Here is a 19,336-nt window from a genome sequence, read left to right on the forward strand (position 1 = left end):
TTCGATTGTCAGTAGCCCTCGAAGATGAGCACTGGTCTTGCAGCGACAAGTTCCAATGGCCGGTTCAAGGGGCGTCAGCTGAGGTCTACCTGGCGGACGAAGAAGCCATTCAATTCGTTGCTTCGATATCCGGTTTCGTTTTATCCAGGGGGCAAAACTTTATAGGCTATTGGAACATCTATGAAGACCGTGATCCAAGAGCACGAATACGCGGCCCCGGCAAAGGAGGTCTGGGCGTTGGCAACGGACCTCGATGCTCTCAAAGAGATCATGAAAGGCGTTGTCAAATTCGAAGGCTTGCCGAGCGGTCGCGTGCATCAGGGACAGAAGATCACTGTGCAAGTGTCGCTGTTCGGCAAGTTGCCACCTCAGCCGTATTTCATGGAAGTCCTGGAATGCGATGACAAAGCCATGATATTACGGTCTTTCGAAAAGGGCGCAGGCGTCAAGTCGTGGTGCCACACGCTGACTGTCGAACCGCAGCCATCGGGATCCCGGCTGCGTGACGTCATTGAAATCGACGCGGGCTGGATGTCGTGGGCCTTCGCACTCTGGGCACGGTTTCTGTATCGCAAGCGCCATGAACCGCGCGTTCGGATGCTGGCGGACATGCAAGCGAAACAGGCCGCCACTGACTTGGCCGGTTCAAATTTGCGCTGAAACACGCCAAGATGGGTAGAGGCCTTTCGCGCGATGTGCAGCATCCAGAAAAGTGGGCTCGTAGGAGACATTCGCTGCGGATGAAAGTGCCACGCGCTGCTGAACGTCTGCTTTCTCATAGGGTGAAACTATACTTCGCAACTGCGGCGAAAGTCCGGTTTCCGCCCTTGGTGGCAAACGTTTCGCGCTTGCAGCGAACGTCCGATTTCCGCCCTTTGCGTTGGCTGATACAATCGTCCGTTCAATGCCCTCCCGCAGATCAGGGCCCTGCTAATCGCACGTCAATCCTGACAGACGTGTCCCTGCCAATAGCGATCCCACCGGGCAGCCCAGCCGCCCTCAACCATCGCGCAGTTGATATCGCCGTGATGTGGTGAGATGCACCATGCCGCAGTGCGGTTCCTGCCAGCAGAGCCGTCGGACAAGCATTGAAGCGTAGGGCCATCTACCAACACATGGCCGTGTTGCCCGACGCCTATTACTTCACCAAGTATGCTTACCAGCGCATCGCGAGCTATGTACGGATCGGCATTCTCGCAGGGGCTATTAGAGTTACAGGTCCCATCCATCTCTCGGGTGTTTATTCCGGAAAGCCGTATCCGAGGCCCCTCCTCGCACCAAATGGGACCATCACCGTCCCATACATGTGTGGGAGTGCAGGCAAATTCCTCTCCCGCAGGAATGATGGGAACTGAAGCACCAACTGAGGCTCCGGTGACAAAAGAAGAAGAAATCACTGCTAGTAAGAATAGTTGGTTCAGAAGCTTCATTGTGATGCACTACCCGTGACGGAACTGATGGAAGGTCAACTCTTGCTAAAGTCACCTTCGTTGCACAAGGTCAGAAACCGTTCCTTAGTCACCGATCTTTGGAACGTTAGACACGGGTCCATCCCCGTCGCTCTGATCAGGCGTGTGGCTGGCACCCTCAGCTGGAGATGCGAACGCTTTGATCGCGAGGTCGGTTACACCGTAACGAGCTATGTATTCGAGCAAGGCTGCCTCGAGCCGCTCAATGCGAACAAGTAGATCTTCGTCTGCCATTGATACTCCACCAAACATCTACTCAGCCTCCAGCTCAATAGTTAATAAGTAGTTAACATCGAGGGTATGATGCGGCCTTTTTATAGGGAGCATCATCATGGCCAAGGTATTTGACCGAGAAGTAGAGCGAGCAGAAGTTCTCACCCTGTTGTCCAGCCGACTATAGAGGGATCATACCCTCGCAAGAAAAAACAATCTGACGTTGGTGGTGCCAAGGAAACCTTTGCCAACGTGTGATGCGTGCGTGGCAAAGTTTTTGCCCATGCGCGCTTCTATTTTGCTAGCATTATCGCGGTTTCATCATCGTCACCCAGTCGCCATTGGAGACTAATCATGTACGCTTGCCTAGTCCGCACCTTTGTTCGCGCCATAATGGCTTGCCTACTGCTCAACGCACCCCTAGCGGCCGTGGCGGCAACTTGCGGCGACGACGCCTCCGGCTTCATGCGCTGGAGACAGGAATTTGCCGTGGAAGCGGCTGCAGCTGGTGTCGGTCAAGCCGGGATGCAAGCGCTAGCCAATACGACTTACGCCACCCGCACGATCTCGGCAGACCGCAACCAGCGCTCTTTCAGTTATTCGCTCGAAGAATTCATGCGCATTCGCGGTGCAGAGACAATTGTCCGGCAGGCTAGGCAACGAATAGCTGCGAACGCTGAGTTCTACGGCTCGCTCGAGCGTGCTTTCGGTGTGCCCGCTGCCGTGCTTGTTGCTATTCACGGAATGGAAACTGGTTTTGGCAATTTCCTCGGTGATGCTAACGTCGTCTCCGCCATTGCAACGCTTGCCTATGACTGCCGCCGCTCTGCGTTTTTTAGTGAACATGCCCTTGCCGCACTGCTCCTCGTGGATCGCGGAGTAATAAGCTCCGCTTCGATCGGCGCGATGCATGGCGAACTGGGTCACACGCAGTTCTTGCCCGGCAACGTTCTACGCTACGGGATAGACGGCAATGGCGACGGGCGCTTAGATATGAACAATCTCACCGATGCCATGGCTTCAACCGCGAACTTTTTGCGCCAAAACGGCTGGCGACCAAACCGAGGCTATCAGGAGGGCCAACGTAACTTTTCCGCAATTCAGGCCTGGAATGCCGCGCCAGTCTATCAGCGCGCCATCGCGATCATGGCACGCCAGATAGAAGGCTCACCCTAATTAGGCCAAGATTGCACCGGTCAGCAGCTGGCTGTCTGCGGCTGCCGCCATTTGATCTTTGATGATCGCTGTACCAAATATTTGACGGATGAGCCGTGGCTGATCGTACCGTCTCTTTGAGGTAAGAATGCCTTCGAGGGATAGCCGCGACGACCATGCTGTTATTGTCCCTTTGGTAGAAGAGACGGGTAGAACATCGGTTTTGATGTGCCGAAGACTGAATCAGCGAAAAGAGCCTTTGGCTACAGATACCCCCACCGATCCGTCGTCGTATTACCTGTATTTTACATCTGCAACGCGTCACTGTAAGGCGATGGCGCACAAGTAGAGGACGTTGGGCACATGACGAAAGCTGAACTAGGTAATCTTTCAATCGAAGAATTGAAGAAATTGCAAAAAGATGCAGCTGAGGCGATTGCGACCTTCGAAAATCGCAAGCGTGCCGATGCTATAGCTGAACTTAAGGCCGTCGCACAAAAGCACGGATACAAGTTGGAGGATCTCGTTGGCGGCAAAGGAACCAAAGTTGCCAGACCCCCAAAGTATAGGCATCCGAACAACCCAGCGATGACCTGGTCGGGCCGTGGCCGACAGCCAAATTGGATAAAAGATGCGCTAGGCACGGGAAAATCGTTAGACGATTTCGCCATCTAAGAACGGCAATGCTTAATCCGTAGCCTGTGCCAATAAACCCTACCCGACTGGCTCACGTAAGACGTGACGCCGGTCCGCAAGATGCCTTGAGCCCACATTCGCGTCACGGCACCGGACACCTAAACTCAACACCTATCAGTTAGAATGTTGAGATCGACGTCAATTAACGCGGCCATCCCGGTACTCTTGAAGTTTCGGGTGATTGTGCCACCTAGCGTTGCCTCGACGACTGTCTGACAAAGGTGCGTACCGAAGCCTTCTTTGTTCAGACTGGATGGGGCGATCTGGCAGCGTTCCTGCCATTGAATAACGAGGCGGTCTCCTTCCCGCTTAGTGGTTACCGCGATGCTGCCGTCACTTTGTGCAAACGCGCCGTACTTCGTCGCATTCGTGCAAAGCTCGTGGAAAATCAGCGCGATGGGGGTCACTGCCTCCGACGCGATGCGAATGTTATCGATCTCCAACGTGCAGCTTTGGCCCGAGGCGAAAGGCTCGATGATCTTTGCGACGAGATCTTTCAGATAGGGCCGCGCTTGGGTCGCTCCCATCGGATCCGCCAAGGCGAGGCTATGTACGGAGGCCAAGGCTACGAAACGTTTCTGCATGATCGTCACAAGTTCGGCTGCAGTTTCGACCTGGCGCGCGGTCACGGCAAGCAAACTCCCTGCCACCGCGAAAGAGTTACCGACGCGATGCCGCATCTCGCCGAGCAGAAGCTTCTGCTGCTTCTCTGCTTGCTTCTGATCGGTAATGTCGCGCGCAATCTTGGACGCACCGATCACCTCTCCTGCCCTGTTTCGAACGGGCGAGATCGTCAGAGAGATCGGGATCAAGGTCCCGTCCCTACGCAGCCGAACGGTCTCAAAATGTTCGATCCGTTGGCCGCTACGAAGGCGAGCGATGATGTCGGCTTCTTCATGCTGCCGGTCATCGGGAATGAGCATCGTGATCGACCGGCCTACTGCCTCGTGAGCGGCGTAGCCGAAGAGGCGCTCGGCACTGTTGTTCCAAGTCTGGATGATACTGTCGAGGTTCTTCGTAATGATGGCATCGTTCGAACTTTCGATGATCGCTGCGAGATACTCATTCAGGTTATCCGAGGTGTTCATCGACGAAGATCCTGCGCGCAAGTAAACAAATCTAATTGACGGTACTATCTGCCAGCTTTCGCGGTTGTCGTCGCTGCCCGAACCAAAAAGCACGAGATTTCGACGGCTTTCAAGATGCCAACGACGGCGACTACGTGTCGTCACCTAGTTGGTGCGGCAACTTCCAGCACATACAGAACATTCATCAGGTAGGATCATCGCTGCAAGGCAGCAGCTACTAACTGGTCACCCGTGACCGAGCGCAGCACATGCAGTGAAGCTTGGGTTAGCAATCCGGACTGATGTCTCTTTAATGTCTAATCTAATGACGTCCGCTCACCGGCCGCCGCCGATGCGACTTTTGTCAGGTTTTATGCTATCGTCGCATGTGGAGGATGACGATGAGCGCGCCGGTAAAAGTACTTCTCGGCACCACAAAGGGTGCGTTTATCTTAACGCCGAGTGGCAAAGACTATTCTGTCTCTGGCCCGCATTGCGATGGGTGGGGGATCAACCACGTGATCGGTGACCCTGGCACAGGCGCGATTTGGGCAGGTGGCGGTGGTGACTGGTCGGGTGCGGGAGTCTGGCGGTCTGAGGATGGTGAGAAGTGGAAGCTTTGCAAGCTCTCGAACGGTCAAGTTGATGAGTGGGCGGCCTCTGATCCTGGCACGGCAGCGTTTTTTAATTGGACATCCACTGATGTCCCGTTCGCCGATCTCAAGGCGGTGTGGTCGCTGCACATTGCCCATGGTGTGCTCTATGCGGGTACGAATCCTGCCGAGCTGATTTATAGTTCGGACGGCGGCGCGACTTGGAAAAAGAACGGCGCGCTTCGAGACCATCCGTCCCGAGATAGCTGGAACTCCGGAGCCGCCGGATTGGTCCTACACACCGTACTTGGTGATCCAGATGACGCGAACAAACTTTGGTTGGGTATTTCCGCAGCAGGGGTGTTTGCTACTGAGGATGGGGAAAGAGTTGGGAGAGGCGGAACCGACTATCCAATGACTCGGTGTGCGCTGAACACCACCATCCTGCCGCGCCGAGGGACGGTGACACCGGCCTCTGTGTGCACAATATGCAGCGTGGCCCCGGTGGTCTCTTGTATCAACAAAATCACCACGGGACCTATCGCAGCCCCGATGGTGGACGCACCTGGACGGATGTAACCGATGGGCTTCCCTCCACTTTTGGCTTCCCCATCACATTGCACCCCGATGATCCGAATACGATCTGGGTGTTGCCGCTCAACAGCGACGCAGCTGGACGGTACCCGCCCGATGCGTCGGCCGCGGTGTGGAAATCCATAGATGGAGGCGAGAGCTGGGAAGCCAAACGCAATGGACTGCCGCAAAGTGGTTGCTTCTTCACAGTGCTGCGACAATCTATGGCCACAGATGCAGAAGCAGGCATCTATTTTGGAACCAACACGGGATCGGTCTTTGCCAGTTTCGATGAAGGCGAAAACTGGACAGAAATTACCCGACATTTGCCTGCCATCCTGTCGGTGGAGACCCTTGGGTTTTAACATAGCTTCAAGAAGTTCGAGCCGCCGAATTCCAAACCGCAATCTCAACTTGGCAGCAAAACATTATTCGCGATCCGCTTGCTCCGTCTGATCTCTAAGCCGCCATTTGTGCGAGAAGCAGCATCTGACACTTTGGGCTCACTGCCGCCCTTCGCCGCAGCTTGCCTGAACGTCGGCTCTGGGCCGAAAGCACATGTTATACAGACAAGCGTATACGCCCGATTCGTCTGCACCTCAGTCCGTCGCTCCAAGCAACACTATGTTTTAGAAGCGTAGCATCCCTATGAGATACACGTAATCGCGGGAACAGTGGCGGCTGCGATCAAAGCGCCGGGATCGTAGATTTGCGACAAGTTAAATTTGCACAGCCCCCAAACAGGCCATGTGGGTGCCAAATGGGTGCCAAAATGCATGGGCTTGATTGAGATAGGTTGGGCCAACCCGACTAGGTCTGACGGCGCGAGATAGCTGCATTTGCTCGACTTGTGTGGCGATATGGGCCGGATTTAGATGACTTGGCTTATGCACGAGCCCTCATCATAATCCGCGTGTCGGGGGTTCAAGTCCCTCCTCCGCTACCAAATTTCCCGATGATTTCTTGGTACGAGTGGTGGGCGTTGGTTGCCTTGAATACGCATCGTTAATGCGTTTTGCGCCAACTTCTCTCACAGCTATTCCGCTGCTCGCTCCGCAGATGGCTTGGTCGTCGACAGGACGACTTGAAGGTGCATCCAATTTTTGAGGAGACGAACGGCCCGCGAGGCTTTGGCACCTAAAGCGCACCGAACCTCTTTCAGGTGCGCGAGGGCGTGGACCGTTGCTTGCATATCATTCGCCGCTCTCGGCAGCGTCGCGAGAATATGCATCGCTTTTGAACTTTGAGCGACAATGGGCTGACGTGTCCCGCGCGAGCTCTGCATCCTTGACCGACACCCCATCCGATGCGACCCTTTCAGGGCGGCAATTTTCCGGTCGCTTCGTTTTTGTGTATCCGAGCATCCGCCATCCCGGCGCCTGTTTGCGTTTCAAGTTCAAATTATTGACTTGGCGGGAGATGACCGCGTTTGCGGGTCGCCGTCACCCGAGCCGTCCAGTTTCATGGCTCGTGGACTACAAGACGAGATTGTCGATGGGATCGTTTCTGAACCAATCGACCTTGCATGCAGCGAAGGCGTCACTTCCCCCCGATGGGCACGCTTTCTGGCAAGGCATCGACGACCCGCTGACGCCAGCGGGCTTCCGGACCTTGTTGGACGAATATCCAAGCCTCGAGCATTTCGAGAAACATGAAGGCCTGCCTCGCGGCAATGGTCAGAGGCCGCATGACCGCTATTATCTTGGCTACAAGGTCTCGCGTTATCACCCGCCCGGCTATCGCGGTCCCGGCATCGTCTTCCCTGAAGATCTCCCTGCGTCTTGGCGCCGCTTTCTAGAAGAGATAGAGGGGCGAGATTACCGAGAATTCCTGTCCGACATTTTGGAAACGAATAAGTTTTCGCTCCGCTGTGCATGGCACATGGGCATGTCCGGCGCAGAGGTTTCACCCCATCGCGATACCATGCGCAAGCTGTCCATACACCTGTTCTACTTCAACGCGCCCGAGGTCTGGCGAGCGGATTGGGGCGGAGATCTGTTGATCCTGAAAGATTGCCGGGTGGACCGCGAAAACCCGGACTTCAACGACTTCAGGGAGGTCATTCCGGTCTCGGCAGTAGGCAACCGCTCGGCCCTTTGCCGCAACGGTCTCGACGCGTGGCACGGCGTGAAACCCCTCGACTGCCCCGAAGGGCAATACAGACGGCTCTTCACGGTCATCGCCATGGTCCCTGACGGAGTGAAACGAAAACTGCTGCTGCGCGCCCGACGCTTGTTCGGGGTCGGATCGGAGAGCGAGGCCTGACGCGGCCGGCTTTCGTGGGCCTCCCCCGCCCCTACCGTCCGACGCCCTCGTAGGCCTCGAAGCCCGCGCGTTTGGCGTCGCGGCGGTTGTAGATGTTGCGCAGGTCGGCCATCCGAGGCGTCGCCATCTTCTTGGCGACCTTCGCGAGGTCCAGCGCGCGGAACTCGTTCCATTCGGTCAGGATCACCACGAGGTCGGCGTTCTGCGCGGCCTTGTAAGGGTCCTCCATCCAGTTCACGCCCGGCAGCAGCGCCTCGCCCTCGCGGTGGCCCTGCGGGTCGACCACGCGCACCTTTGCGCCGCCGCCCACCAGCGCCGGCACGATGGTCAGCGAGGGCGCGTCGCGCATGTCGTCGGTGTTGGGTTTGAACGTCACGCCGAGCACCGTCACCACCTTGCCGTTGAACGAGCCGTCGCAGAGGTCGCGCAGCTTCTCGATCATCCGGTGCTTCACGTCGTCGTTCACCCGGATCACCGCCTCGACGATGCTTTGCGGCACCGCGTGATCCTGCCCGATCCGCGCCAGCGCGCTGGTGTCCTTGGGGAAGCACGAGCCGCCATAGCCCGGGCCTGCGTGCAGGAACTTGTTGCCGATCCGCCCGTCCATGCCGATCCCCTTGGAGACCTCTTTCACGTCGGCGCCAACCTTCTCGCAGAGCGCCGCGATCTCGTTGATGAAGGTGATCTTCGTGGCGAGGAAAGCGTTGGCGGCGTATTTGATCATCTCGGCGGATTCCAGATCGGTGGTGACCACCGGGAAGTCGCGCAGGAAAAGCGGGCGGTAGATCTCGTCCATCACCTCCGCCGCGCGCGGGCTCTGGACGCCGACCACGACCCGGTCGGGACGCATGAAGTCGTCGATCGCCGCGCCCTCGCGCAGGAACTCGGGGTTCGAGGCGACGTCGAACTCCAGATCCGGGCGCGCCTTTTGCACCACCTGCTTCACCTTGCGGTTGGTGCCCACGGGCACGGTGGACTTGGTGACGATGACGCCGTAGCCGGTCATCGCATGGGCGACCTCCTCGGCGGCGGCCATCACATAGGTCAGATCCGCATGACCATCGCCGCGCCGCGTCGGCGTGCCCACCGCGATGAAGACCGCATCAGCCCCGTCGACGGCGCTGGCCAGATCCGTCGTGAAGGACAGCCGCCCGCTCTCCACGTTCTTCGCCATCAACGCATCGAGCCCCGGCTCGTAGATCGGCACCTTCCCGTCGTTGAGCATCTCGATCTTGCGGGGGTCCTTGTCGACGCAGATCACGTCATGCCCGAAATCCGAGAAACAGACGCCCGAGACAAGGCCAACATAGCCGGTGCCAATCATCGTAATGCGCATGGGGAAACTACTCCAAATGGTCTCGGAGACAGGCGGACCGAACGCCCGTTGCCTCGGATTATCGACCTCAATGACTTGAAAATATTACCAGTTGCAAAGCTCCCGCAGTGGTTCTGCGGCGGCCTCCACACCGTCGATCGCGAAACTTGCCGTGATGTCGCGGCCGGTGAACGAGGTGGCGCTGACCAGGAGACGCTCCCTGTCAAAGAGAGACCGGATCACCGGGATGGCCTCCACACCGGTAAAGAGCCCAAGACCGAAGTTGTCCTCCGACGCCGCCGCGGCCAATGCGACCGGCGCTTCGTCATCGATCTTGTAGATCAACGTGCGGAAACTGCCGACGTCCGACATGTAGTTCTCGCCGAAATGCACCGCGAGGTTCGTAACATTTTCGACGCAGGACAAAACGAGTTGAGCGTGCTCCTGACGGCCGAAGATGCCTTCGATGGGTTCAAAGGAATCCGTGGAGAGGATCAGGACGTTCTGCGAACCGACCGGGGGGATGACCTCCATCAGGTCCCAGGTTCCAATCGTATCGCGACGCTCGACGCAGCGGACTCCGATGACGTCTTCGTCGCACTCAGGTAAGGTTTCTTGCGGGTGTGCAAGGCTGGTGCCATTCAAAACCAGAAAAATGCTGGCGGCAATTGTTGCGGCAGGTCTCATGCAGAGGCACTCCGAAAATTACTTTAACCATAATCTCGCCCCTTCCCCAGATGCGCATCTGGCGGAGGAGTCGACCAACACTGGCACGAAGGGACGTTAAAAAAAAGCGTTTTGGTCGGCACCCCTACGAGGTGGGCGCCCAAATTTGCATCACTGGCGGCACCGCCTCGCCCACAGGGTCAAGTCAGGCCTGCAAATTTACAGTCTGAATTTGCAATCGAACCACGAATCGCGCAACATAACTTATCGAGTTGGTTTTTTTTAAGGCGAGCCGCCGCTTTAGGCAGTTCATATTCCGTCAGCCCGCGGGGGATTAACCCAAAGGGGCGGTGCGCGACGCAAAGCGTGAGACTGGGGCACTCTACGATCTGTTAAAGTAACAAGTTCTGGGGTCTGCGATGAAATATTTAAGAGATTTTGAGGCTTCTGCCAGCGTAGTGCAGCAGCCCGCACCTGACATTTTACAGCCCGTCAGAAGACGGCGAAGCGATACCCCCGGCGGGCATCGAGTTACCCATCTGTCGTTCAATGGCACGCGTCCCATTCCCGCGCCGAGACGCGATTTCGGGTATCGGTTCATGAACACGGCCTTCGACCTTACGGTGGCCTCGGTGGCGCTTGTCCTGCTGACACCGCTGTTTCTCTTCATTGCCTGCGCCATCAAGCTGTCCGGCCCCGGTCCGGTAATGTTTCGGCAGATGCGGTATGGCCTGAACGGAGAGCTCTTCTCGATTTACAAGTTCCGCACAATGTCGCTGAGCGAGTGCGATCATTCCGGTGTCACGCAAACCCAGAAGCATGACCCCAGGGTGACGCGGATCGGACGATTGCTGCGAAAGACAAGTTTCGACGAGCTGCCGCAGATCTTCAATATTCTCAAGCGCGAGATGTCGGTGGTTGGCCCTCGCCCGCATGTGCCGGGGATGTTGTCTGTGGGCATTCTCTATGAGGACTTTGATCAGCGCTACATGATGCGTCATCAAGTGCGGCCCGGCCTCACGGTATTGGCCCAGATCAACGGATATCGAGGCGAGACCACGACCTGCTCCGCGGCACGAGGACGGCTCGACTACGACCTCGAGTACATCCGTCGCCAATCCATCTGGTTGGACATCAAGATCACCGCGCTGACGTTCTGGACAGAGTTTGTCACAGGGACGGGCTACTGAAACTTTTGCGGTCGGACCCGTAGGATACACGAAAGGGAAGTCAGGAGAATTTGTTTCAGAAAAACGCCGTGACGCCGAAGTAGATCAGCGCGACGCTGATCGCAGCGGACACCCATACCATGATGTTGCGTGCAATCAGGATATCCATGCCCACGACCTTCTTTCTGCGACGCGCATCGCGATCTTCAGGTTCCGAGGATGCACCGTCATCCTTCGACCGGTGCTGGCCCCTGTACTGAAACATATACCTCTGCCTCCCACTCGTCCTTCCGTCCACGAGTAACTTTCTGAACCCCGTGCGCGTCGCTCTAACGCTCGACGTGCTTGTTTCTAGCTAACTCGGAACGGTTAACAAATGGTTGATGAGATAATTTTGCACATTTTCTGTGACAATAATATGTTGGAAACATTTCCCGATGAAGGCGAAGTTAATCAACCGAAATCCCAACGGGTTAGGGCACCGAACGGCGGCAGGAACCTGCCGAAACCGCCTACGCATCGGAGATATTCGCCGGACAGGGATACCCTGTTAACGCGAAGACAGGCTGTTTCCGAATCAGAAACAACACGCCGCGGCAAGGTGAAACTTCGAGATCAAATCAGCTTTCTCGATAGGCTAGAAAACGCCCAGTCCCGGCTCGGCGCAGCTTCCCGCCTATGGGCGACGGTGTCACCATGAAGATTTGCGTGATCGGGCTACGGGGATTTCCTGACATTCCGGGCCGCGTCGAGAGTCATTGTGAAAGCCTCTACAATCGCATGGCGCGCGATGCCTGCAATTTCGAGATTATCCTGTTCGGGCGGGACCGCTACATTGGCACGTCACCCTATGTCACCAGCAGCGGCGTCAGGATCGTGCCGGCCTATTGCGCCAAGACACGATTCCTCGAAACCCCCAGCAATACGTTCGTGGCGATCTTGCGGGCGCGGTTCGAGTTCGGCGCAGAGCTGATCCATATCCACGGTGTCGGGCCGGGATTTCTCGCGGCCGTCGCGCGCCTGCTGGGCCTTCGTGTGATCCTCACCCATCATGGACACGGCGCCGGAGCGGGCAGATTGAGCAACTTTGCGAGCATGTTTCAGCGCGTTGGAGAGACGCTTGGCATCCGAAATGCCGCACGCACCATCGCGGTTTCGCCGACCCTGGCCGATCGGTTGAGGCAGAGCTATCCCGACAGGGCCGACCGCATTCAGTGGGTACCCCACGGAGCGGACCACATCTTCGGGCAGGCCCTTACTGCGAGCGCAGAAAGCACTCTTGCCGATCTTGGCCTGACAAGCGGGCAGTATCTTGTCGCTGTCGGTCATGACCCGTCGGACCGGGGCTTATCGGACGTAATACGCGCCCATAAGCGCGCGGAGACCACTCTGCCTTTGGTGATCATCGGCGATGACGACAGGGCCTTCGACCGTGCGGATACTGCCCGACACAAAGATAAAAGAGTGATCATGACGGCTGGTCTGTCGCAGACGCAGAATGCCCATTTGCTGGCCCATGCGAAGCTTTTCGTCATGCCATTGCAGCGGGAAGATCTGCCGATCATCGCCCTAGAAGCCTGGGCCATGAACGCGCCGCTTCTGCTGTGTGACACCCGCAGCACGCGCGATCTGGGGTTGCCCGATCGGAATTACTACACCGTCGGCGATATCGATGCCCTCTCGGAGCGATTGGCGAGCAAGGCCGCCAATCCGCCTCCGGTGTCGCTGCCCGAGGCATTTAGCTGGGAGTCGATCGCCCTCGCGACGGCCGAAGTCTATGGAGAGGTCAGTGAGCGTTTCCGAAGCAATAGCGAACCAGCGTAGCAAGATGAACTTAGGCACGCAAAAGCTCAGCCGCAGGACGACGCTTTTAGGGATGTCATCGTGCTTAGCCCTGACCCCGGCCCTGCTGCTCGGCGAGACCGGTACCGACATTCCGCTTCATATCTCCCCGTCGCGTTCGGGCGACGGCGACGCGCGCGACTGGGAGAACACCGCCTCGTATCGCGATTTCAGCCGTCTCGCTACCCAGGCATCGCCGGGTCAGCGGTTCTTGCTCGGGGTGACCGCGGATCAGCAGCCGGTCGAATGGTCCGGGCAGCAGGTTCTTCTTAACGCTGGCGGCACGCAGGATGCGCCGCTGGAAGTGCAAATCGGTCTGGCTGCTGGAACAGGTGAGATCGATGTGTCGACCTCGCTCCAAGAGCCCGCCGTGTTACGGATGACAGGAAACGAGACGGGACCCGATGAACGGCCCGACGTGGGGGGCGATCCGTTCTTTGTCCTCGGGCCGGAGTGTTCGAACCTGCACATCACTGGGCCGAATTTCGACCGTTCCTCCGGCAAAGGCTTCTTCAACCTTGATGCTGACGGCGCGCTGACAAACCTGGTCTTCGACAAGATCCATGCTCGCACCGCCGGCCGGGTGATCGAAGCCAAGGAGGAGACGCGCATCGACGGGCTATTGATCGAGCATTGCAGCGCCCTTGGTTTGATCCGAGGCTTCGCGCGGTTTCGCGATCTGTCGAATGCTGAATTTCGCGATCTGGACCTCGACGCCGACCATCTTGATGGCGGCGGCAATCTCGTGTGCCAGATACTCAAGGTGAATCGAGGGGAGAACCTGACCTTCCGGCGGGTGAGACTTGCAAATGCCGTGAACCAGCTTGGCGCGGAAGAGCGCGGTTCCAGCTACATCCAGGGTGACGGGATCGTCCTTGAAGAAGAGACCCGGGCGGTCCTGATCGAGGATTGCCACGCTGAGGGCATGGGAGACGGCGGCTTCGACTTGAAAACGGAGGGCGTGCGCCTGACGAATTGCACGACCCGGCGCTGCAAATACGGGGTCCGTATCTGGAGCCATAATCCCGGCAACCTGCTTGAAGGCTGCTCCTTGAAAGAGCCAGTTCGCTGGCCGCGAAACGACGGCTCCTGCCTGTGGTTGGCCGGGACGCTGACCGCCCGCGATTGCCTGTTGGAATCTGCTGAGGACATGTCACCGATCCGCTTCGGGTCCAGTCCAGACGATGATGCGCCCGAGCCGAACCTGCGGCTTGAAGGCGGAGAGGTCATCTTCTCCGAGGGCACCGACATGATCACGGGCGAGGCCGGCACACTGATCCTCGAGAATGTCGCGATCAATGGGGTTGAAACCAGTGGCGCGTTTCGATGGGACGGCGATCGGCTGACTGAGGTGCGTTAGGACAGGCAGGCGGCGCGCGGTCGGGTCAATTCGGCGCTTTCATAAGAACATCCAGAAACCTCAGTGTCATCTTGTCGAGCGAATATTGTGCCGCAATTGCAGTGAATTTCTCTGGTTCATTGGGCTGATCAAGGACGTTTGCGATAGCCTGCGCCAACGCCTCATCGTCGCCTGGCGGAACGATCAACTCGGGGAATTCTTGTCCAAGAAGTGCTGCCGGCCCACCACCGGCGCAATCGGTACTTACCGAAGGTATGCCGAAGGACACTGCTTCAATCAGTGCGTTGGGAAAGCCTTCGCGGATACTGCTCAATATGAACACCCTCGCTCGCGCGAGATAGTCGAACCGGTTATCCTGAAAGCCCGCCAATTCAACGGTCTCCGACAGGTTCAACTCTTCGATCATTCGTTCAATCGCACCGCGCTGGCTGCCTTCGCCGAGGATGATCAACCGCAGCCTGCCCTCCAAACGGGCGATCGCGCGCAGCATGGTGGGATAGTCCTTCGCAGGCTCCAGACGCGCGATGGCGACGGCAACGGGAATTTCGTCATCGAACCACGGGTGCGGGTTCAGCGCGGCGCGAGCCGCCGCAGCCTGATCGGGGTCCGGTGCCGGGTTCGGTATGACCCGCACCGCGTCAGGCGGCAACCCGGCTGCCTCCTCCAGATCCCGAGCGAGTTCTGCCGTGTTGGCCGTGATCACATCGGCTTTTGGATAGAGAAGCTTGACCGCGGATTTCCGAAACAAGCGCCTGAGCGGTGCGAGTTGCCTGAGGTGGGCCGAGAAATGATTGCGTTGGCAGATGACGAGGTTGCAATCCACGCCCGAAAGCATCCGCGCGGTCACCGAGTTGAGGTTGGCCCCGGTGAGGGCGGAAAGCATTGCAGCGGGGCGTTCGCGCCGAAGCAGACGCGCCAAGGGCAGGAGTGTCCGAAAGGACTTTCTTGATCCCAGCACATCGCAGGGGATCGTGTCCGGAAGCTGGCCTTTAAGGGGGCCCCCGTCGGAATTCACCACCAATCGCACGGGTATGCCCAACTGGTGCAGACGCACAATGAAGCGCAGGAAGACGCGCTCTGCGCCGCCGCCCGCGAAGTTCGGAAAGTAGACGAGAATGCCGCCGGATACCCCGTGAAACCGGGCCGCGGCCTTCTGGAGATCGTCCTCCGTCTCGCTCTCCTGAAGCATCAATGGCCCACCTTGGTCTCGTGACGCGGCGCCGGCACCGAATGGCGGCGAAACACCGTTCGGGCCCCGCCCCTCGGCTCCGGAATGGGAGCTTTATCTGGACAAGCAACCTACCGGAATATAATGATGAAACTGTAATTATTTCTAGAAATTTTATGAAAAATGACGAGAAACCGACCGCTGATCTCGGGCTGAATGACAAAGCCGCCCAGACAGGCGAGGCGATGCGAGACTCCTCGGTTCGCAACTTTCTCTGGCTGTTTGGCGGAACGGGTGTCTCGGCCGTTCTGAAATTGGTTGTCCTGGCAGTCCTCGGCCGTCTACTGACCCCGGAAGATTTCGGTATCGTCGCCGCCGCCCTGACAGTCGTGGCGCTGGCTGAAGTCTTTGCGCGCGTCGGCATTGCCCCCTCCATCGTTCAGGCGAAGGAATTGACGACGGAGATGATAAAGACGGCCATGCTGTCCACGCTGATCGCGGGGTTGGCCATAAGCGTGCTGGTTTTCAACCTCGCCGGTCTGATCGCGGAGCTCTTCGCGATGCCGGGGCTCGTCAGCTTCGTCCAGGTCTTTTCGCTGCTTTTCGCAATCCGCAGTGCCGGACTAGTCAGCGAGGCGCTTTTGCAGCGCCGCATGAGGTTTCGGGCACTCGCCGGGATTGAGGTCTTCACCTACATGTTCGGCTACGCCGCAGTTGCCATCTCGCTGGCGGTTTTGGGCTTTGGCCCTTGGTCTCTGGTGGCCGGTCAGATCACTCAGGTAGGTTTGCAGACAGGCCTGTACCTTCGGCTCGCGCCCGATGCGATGCAGTTGGGTTTCCACCTTGATCGCTTCCGGCAGATGCTGCGGTTCGGACTTGGCATCACGTTGAGCCAAGTCGCCAATTACTGCGCCCAGAATGCGGATTATTTCATCGTCGGTCGGTTCCTTGGCACTGCGAGCCTCGGATACTACACGCGCGCATACCTGTTGCTCGCGCAACCGGCACAACTTGTCGGCGCTACTGCCGACAAGGTTTTGTTCCCTGCCATGTCGGCGGTGCAATCCGAGCAAAAGCGTTTGCGGCGCGGTCTTAACCTTGCGTTGAAGTTCTGCGCGTTGGTGCAGATTCCCACGACAATCATGCTGATCGTCGCCGCACCGGAGGTCATCGCGGTGCTGATGGGCGACCAGTGGGACGCCGTCGTGCTGCCGTTTCAAATCCTGATTTCTGCGCTCTATTTCCGGACCGCTTACAAATTCGTGGGGACGATCCTGCGCGCCTCGGGGAAGGTGTTTTACAATGCGGCTTGGCAATGGAGCTACGCACTGCTTGTCGTCATTGGCGCCGTGGCAGGAATGGCATGGGGGCTCGAGGGCGTCGCGACAGGAGTCTCGATCGCCGTGATGTCGTGCTTCACCATGGGGCTGATCCTAGTGCATCGCCTGTTGGGCATCTCCTCCGCAGCGGGCCTCGGCGCACTCCTGCGCTACGCGGCGATGGGGGTTGTTCAATTGGGCGTACTGCTGATGTTCAAGTCTTGGTTGCTCCGCTACGACATCGCGGATGCGCTCATACTGTTGCTCCTGTCGGCCGCCTGTCTCGCCGGGTTCATGGCGGCACTGCGGATCTTCCCGTCGCTCTTTGGCGAGGAAGGGCAGCTGCTCGATACCTACATCCGAAAGATGACGGGCCGCATACGCCCTCGGCGAAGCAACGGAAGTTGAACGAGAGGATATTCAATACATGCCAATCTTTCGCATCGGACAGAAGAATATCCTCTTCCTGCACATCCCGAAGGCGGGGGGAACTTCCATCGAAACATGGCTTTCGACCTATTCAAGCGAGAGTTTTCGGCTACCGCGCAAGAACAGCCTTCTTCCCTGCGTGCCGCAGCATTTCCATGGAGAGATCCTCTCACTGCTCTTCGCGCCGGACTTCTTCGACTATTCCTTCTGCGTGACGCGAAACCCCTATGATCGGCTTCTGAGCGAATACAACTACCGCATGTCCCACCGCAAACGGCTTGAGCGCATCTTTCCCACCCCTGACTTCCAGACATGGGTCCGTCGCACCTTCAAACGCTACCGGAAGGATCCGTTCATCTACAGCAATCACATCCGGCCGCAGTCCGAGTTCATGATCGCGGGCACCGAGCACTTCCATCTCGAAAACGGGTTGGGGACCCTTCAGCAACGGCTGGCAGACCTGACAGGCGTCGCCCTGCCTGACGCGATCCCCACCGCAAATCGGTCCACGAAGCGAGAGACATCCGTTGACCCTGCAGTTGTTGGAGAGATCTCGGACTTTTATGCCGAGGATTTCGAAACGTTTGGCTACGAAAGATGACGCCCATGGTGAAACATCCGGTCAGCGCTTAGCCGCGCGACACCGTGACAGACCGCTGTGCCAAAGCGGCCAGCGCGGTGTCTTCAACCACGCCAAGCGGAGGTATCGACGCCGAATTCGGTATCTAGGTGGCGGAAGTCCTGGAAGAATTCGTCGTAGAATTCCTGAGCTTCCTCCCGCAAGCGCGTGCGCTTTTCAGCTTCCGGGGGAGCGCCGTAGATCATCCGTCGTACCGTTGGAGTCCGGATGGCGTTGACGATGCGGTGGGCGCCGACGAACCTCAAGTTCTCGGCTGTACGGCGGGCCAGCTTGGCGAGAAAGCGGAATGGTGGGTCTCCGTCCTCGTTGATCCGGGCATAGAGGACATCCTCCGAGGGCGGTTCGAACGGGAGGCCGAGAATGTCGCAAATCTGCTTGCAGTAGCCCATCGGATCGACGTTCAGGTCGTTGTAGAGCAGGATTTTGACCCGATCTTCGCCCATGAGATCCACCCACATTTTCAAGTGACGGTAGTATAGCCCGTTACTTATCAGCTCGGGGTGTTTCTCGGCCATGTAACGAAAGCCGTTATCAGGCTCTCCGCCCTTGAGGTGGTGGAAATAATGGGCAATCGCGCGTTCGATGGGATCGCGCAGGGTGGCGATGACGGTGATATCCGGCAGATCCTGAGCCAGACGCTGAGCCGCTTCCGGCTTGTCGAGCAGGGAGGGCGCAACCTCGACGCAGATGCGGTGGTTGTCCGACATGTCTCCGAACTGGCTTTCGTACCAATCCATGCCCTTGTGGTACTGCTTGTCGAAAAAAAACGTCTCTTTCGTGAGCGCGGGCAGCAAGACATCGTCGCGACTGCGTAGGTAATTGTCGATCCATGTGGTACCGCTTTTGTGGGGCCCGATAAAAACGAACTGTGGTTTCAATATATTCCCCTCGATCGACTGGAAAGCCCGGAGCAACAAAGGTGCCAGCCGGAGGGGCGACACGAAAAATCAATGCTGATCCGATTCTCGGTTCAATTTCATTTTTCAACACGATGACCATGGCGGGCCACTCATCCTCCGCGACCGAGTCAAAAAAAACTTGGGCAGGAAGAACGACTTAACGCTAGCCGATTACCACATGTCTGCCAAGCGGGCGGTGCAGAGAGCGTTCTGATATCTCCTTCAGCGCCCGAATTTCGGTCGACATCTTTATGCGGGGGTAGGGCTGTAGCCTCTTTTCCGGGCAGTCGTCAGGCCCAGTTCAAGAGCCTAGGCTGGTTCTGGGTTGGCCTTCATGACCGATTGAGAACCGCGCAGAAATGGAGGCTTTGACCGTCAGGCTTGCGTCCGCCGCCCTTGCAGGCTTGCCATATCGCGCAGCCGGACCTATCGTTTACCTGATAAGTTAATGAAGTTGCACAATATCGTCGCGTGGCCTCGATGGCCGGAGCGATCAAA

At 57.8% G+C, this 19,336-nt stretch carries 16 protein-coding genes; 11 read left to right on the forward strand and 5 right to left on the reverse strand.

Going from position 1 to position 19,336, the window contains the following annotated elements:
- The first annotated feature begins 180 nt into the window (after positions 1 to 180).
- The 3 genes from KYE46_RS16195 (at position 181) to KYE46_RS16205 (ending at position 3,512) form a co-directional block, all read left to right on the forward strand.
- Complete coding sequence (locus KYE46_RS16195) at positions 181 to 660, forward strand: SRPBCC family protein (protein WP_219002069.1); 480 nt, start codon at positions 181 to 183, stop codon at positions 658 to 660.
- A gap of 1,415 nt (positions 661 to 2,075) precedes the next feature.
- Positions 2,076 to 2,858: a lytic murein transglycosylase gene (locus tag KYE46_RS16200; RefSeq protein WP_247716864.1), complete on the forward strand. Its 783-nt coding sequence runs from the start codon at positions 2,076 to 2,078 to the stop codon at positions 2,856 to 2,858.
- 342 nt (positions 2,859 to 3,200) lie between these two features.
- A complete protein-coding gene (locus tag KYE46_RS16205; protein WP_219002071.1) occupies positions 3,201 to 3,512 on the forward strand; it encodes an H-NS histone family protein in 312 nt (103 codons plus the stop codon).
- 125 nt (positions 3,513 to 3,637) lie between these two features.
- Here the strand turns inward: KYE46_RS16205 and KYE46_RS16210 are convergent, their stop codons facing one another.
- Positions 3,638 to 4,621 carry a PAS domain S-box protein gene (locus KYE46_RS16210; protein WP_219002073.1) on the reverse strand — a complete coding sequence of 328 codons (984 nt, stop codon included), beginning with the start codon at positions 4,619 to 4,621 and terminating at the stop codon, positions 3,638 to 3,640.
- 380 nt (positions 4,622 to 5,001) lie between these two features.
- Between KYE46_RS16210 and KYE46_RS16215 the strand changes: the two genes are divergently transcribed.
- The 3 genes from KYE46_RS16215 (at position 5,002) to KYE46_RS16220 (ending at position 8,031) form a co-directional block, all read left to right on the forward strand.
- Positions 5,002 to 5,772, forward strand: coding sequence for a beta propeller repeat protein (locus tag KYE46_RS16215; protein ID WP_346345211.1), 771 nt, complete (start codon positions 5,002 to 5,004; stop codon positions 5,770 to 5,772).
- A 38-nt stretch (positions 5,773 to 5,810) separates the two neighbouring features.
- A complete protein-coding gene (locus tag KYE46_RS17575; RefSeq protein WP_346345212.1) occupies positions 5,811 to 6,131 on the forward strand; it encodes a WD40/YVTN/BNR-like repeat-containing protein in 321 nt (106 codons plus the stop codon).
- 922 nt (positions 6,132 to 7,053) lie between these two features.
- The gene (locus KYE46_RS16220; protein WP_219002075.1) at positions 7,054 to 8,031 is read left to right on the forward strand and encodes a 2OG-Fe(II) oxygenase; all 978 of its coding nucleotides are present in this window, start codon (positions 7,054 to 7,056) and stop codon (positions 8,029 to 8,031) included.
- A gap of 31 nt (positions 8,032 to 8,062) precedes the next feature.
- Here the strand turns inward: KYE46_RS16220 and KYE46_RS16225 are convergent, their stop codons facing one another.
- Positions 8,063 to 9,367, reverse strand: a complete 1,305-nt coding sequence (locus KYE46_RS16225) for a UDP-glucose dehydrogenase family protein (RefSeq protein WP_219002077.1) — start codon at positions 9,365 to 9,367, stop codon at positions 8,063 to 8,065.
- 84 nt (positions 9,368 to 9,451) lie between these two features.
- On the reverse strand, positions 9,452 to 10,033 hold the full coding sequence (locus tag KYE46_RS16230) for a type VI secretion system-associated protein TagO (RefSeq protein WP_219002078.1): 582 nt from the start codon (positions 10,031 to 10,033) through the stop codon (positions 9,452 to 9,454).
- Positions 10,034 to 10,611: 578 nt separating this feature from the next.
- On the opposite strand from KYE46_RS16230, the gene KYE46_RS16235 reads away from it, so the two are divergent.
- From KYE46_RS16235 to KYE46_RS16245, 3 genes are all read left to right on the forward strand, one after another.
- Positions 10,612 to 11,202 carry a sugar transferase gene (locus KYE46_RS16235; protein WP_219002080.1) on the forward strand — a complete coding sequence of 197 codons (591 nt, stop codon included), beginning with the start codon at positions 10,612 to 10,614 and terminating at the stop codon, positions 11,200 to 11,202.
- Between the two features lie 657 nt (positions 11,203 to 11,859).
- Entirely contained in the window at positions 11,860 to 13,005 is a 1,146-nt protein-coding gene (locus KYE46_RS16240) for a glycosyltransferase family 4 protein (RefSeq protein ID WP_219002082.1), read from the forward strand.
- Entirely contained in the window at positions 12,971 to 14,383 is a 1,413-nt protein-coding gene (locus KYE46_RS16245) for a hypothetical protein (protein WP_219002085.1), read from the forward strand. The genes KYE46_RS16240 and KYE46_RS16245 overlap by 35 nt, the downstream gene beginning before the upstream one ends.
- Positions 14,384 to 14,408: 25 nt before the next feature.
- Here the strand turns inward: KYE46_RS16245 and KYE46_RS16250 are convergent, their stop codons facing one another.
- On the reverse strand, positions 14,409 to 15,572 hold the full coding sequence (locus tag KYE46_RS16250) for a glycosyltransferase (protein ID WP_219002087.1): 1,164 nt from the start codon (positions 15,570 to 15,572) through the stop codon (positions 14,409 to 14,411).
- Positions 15,573 to 15,574: 2 nt separating this feature from the next.
- Between KYE46_RS16250 and KYE46_RS16255 the strand changes: the two genes are divergently transcribed.
- Together KYE46_RS16255 and KYE46_RS16260 are read left to right on the forward strand one after the other, a co-directional pair.
- The gene (locus KYE46_RS16255) at positions 15,575 to 17,278 is read left to right on the forward strand and encodes a lipopolysaccharide biosynthesis protein (protein ID WP_219002089.1); all 1,704 of its coding nucleotides are present in this window, start codon (positions 15,575 to 15,577) and stop codon (positions 17,276 to 17,278) included.
- Between the two features lie 19 nt (positions 17,279 to 17,297).
- Entirely contained in the window at positions 17,298 to 17,900 is a 603-nt protein-coding gene (locus KYE46_RS16260; RefSeq protein ID WP_219002091.1) for a sulfotransferase family 2 domain-containing protein, read from the forward strand.
- A gap of 83 nt (positions 17,901 to 17,983) precedes the next feature.
- Here the strand turns inward: KYE46_RS16260 and KYE46_RS16265 are convergent, their stop codons facing one another.
- Positions 17,984 to 18,817: a sulfotransferase family protein gene (locus tag KYE46_RS16265; protein ID WP_219002093.1), complete on the reverse strand. Its 834-nt coding sequence runs from the start codon at positions 18,815 to 18,817 to the stop codon at positions 17,984 to 17,986.
- Positions 18,818 to 19,336: the final 519 nt, after the last annotated feature.

Source organism: Gymnodinialimonas ceratoperidinii (genome assembly GCF_019297855.1).
Classification (GTDB): Bacteria; Pseudomonadota; Alphaproteobacteria; order Rhodobacterales; family Rhodobacteraceae; genus Gymnodinialimonas; species Gymnodinialimonas ceratoperidinii.

Bases quoted from the DNA above. Each gene is read 5' to 3' on its own strand.
- KYE46_RS16195 (WP_219002069.1), top strand. From the start codon at position 181: ATGAAGACCGTGATCCAAGAGCACGAATACGCGGCCCCGGCAAAGGAG.
- KYE46_RS16200 (WP_247716864.1), top strand. From the start codon at position 2,076: ATGGCTTGCCTACTGCTCAACGCACCCCTAGCGGCCGTGGCGGCAACT.
- KYE46_RS16205 (WP_219002071.1), top strand. From the start codon at position 3,201: ATGACGAAAGCTGAACTAGGTAATCTTTCAATCGAAGAATTGAAGAAA.
- KYE46_RS16210 (WP_219002073.1), bottom strand. From the start codon at position 4,621: ATGAACACCTCGGATAACCTGAATGAGTATCTCGCAGCGATCATCGAA.
- KYE46_RS16215 (WP_346345211.1), top strand. From the start codon at position 5,002: ATGAGCGCGCCGGTAAAAGTACTTCTCGGCACCACAAAGGGTGCGTTT.
- KYE46_RS16225 (WP_219002077.1), bottom strand. From the start codon at position 9,367: ATGCGCATTACGATGATTGGCACCGGCTATGTTGGCCTTGTCTCGGGC.
- KYE46_RS16230 (WP_219002078.1), bottom strand. From the start codon at position 10,033: ATGAGACCTGCCGCAACAATTGCCGCCAGCATTTTTCTGGTTTTGAAT.
- KYE46_RS16235 (WP_219002080.1), top strand. From the start codon at position 10,612: ATGAACACGGCCTTCGACCTTACGGTGGCCTCGGTGGCGCTTGTCCTG.
- KYE46_RS16240 (WP_219002082.1), top strand. From the start codon at position 11,860: ATGGGCGACGGTGTCACCATGAAGATTTGCGTGATCGGGCTACGGGGA.
- KYE46_RS16250 (WP_219002087.1), bottom strand. From the start codon at position 15,572: ATGCTTCAGGAGAGCGAGACGGAGGACGATCTCCAGAAGGCCGCGGCC.
- KYE46_RS16255 (WP_219002089.1), top strand. From the start codon at position 15,575: ATGGCCCACCTTGGTCTCGTGACGCGGCGCCGGCACCGAATGGCGGCG.
- KYE46_RS16260 (WP_219002091.1), top strand. From the start codon at position 17,298: ATGCCAATCTTTCGCATCGGACAGAAGAATATCCTCTTCCTGCACATC.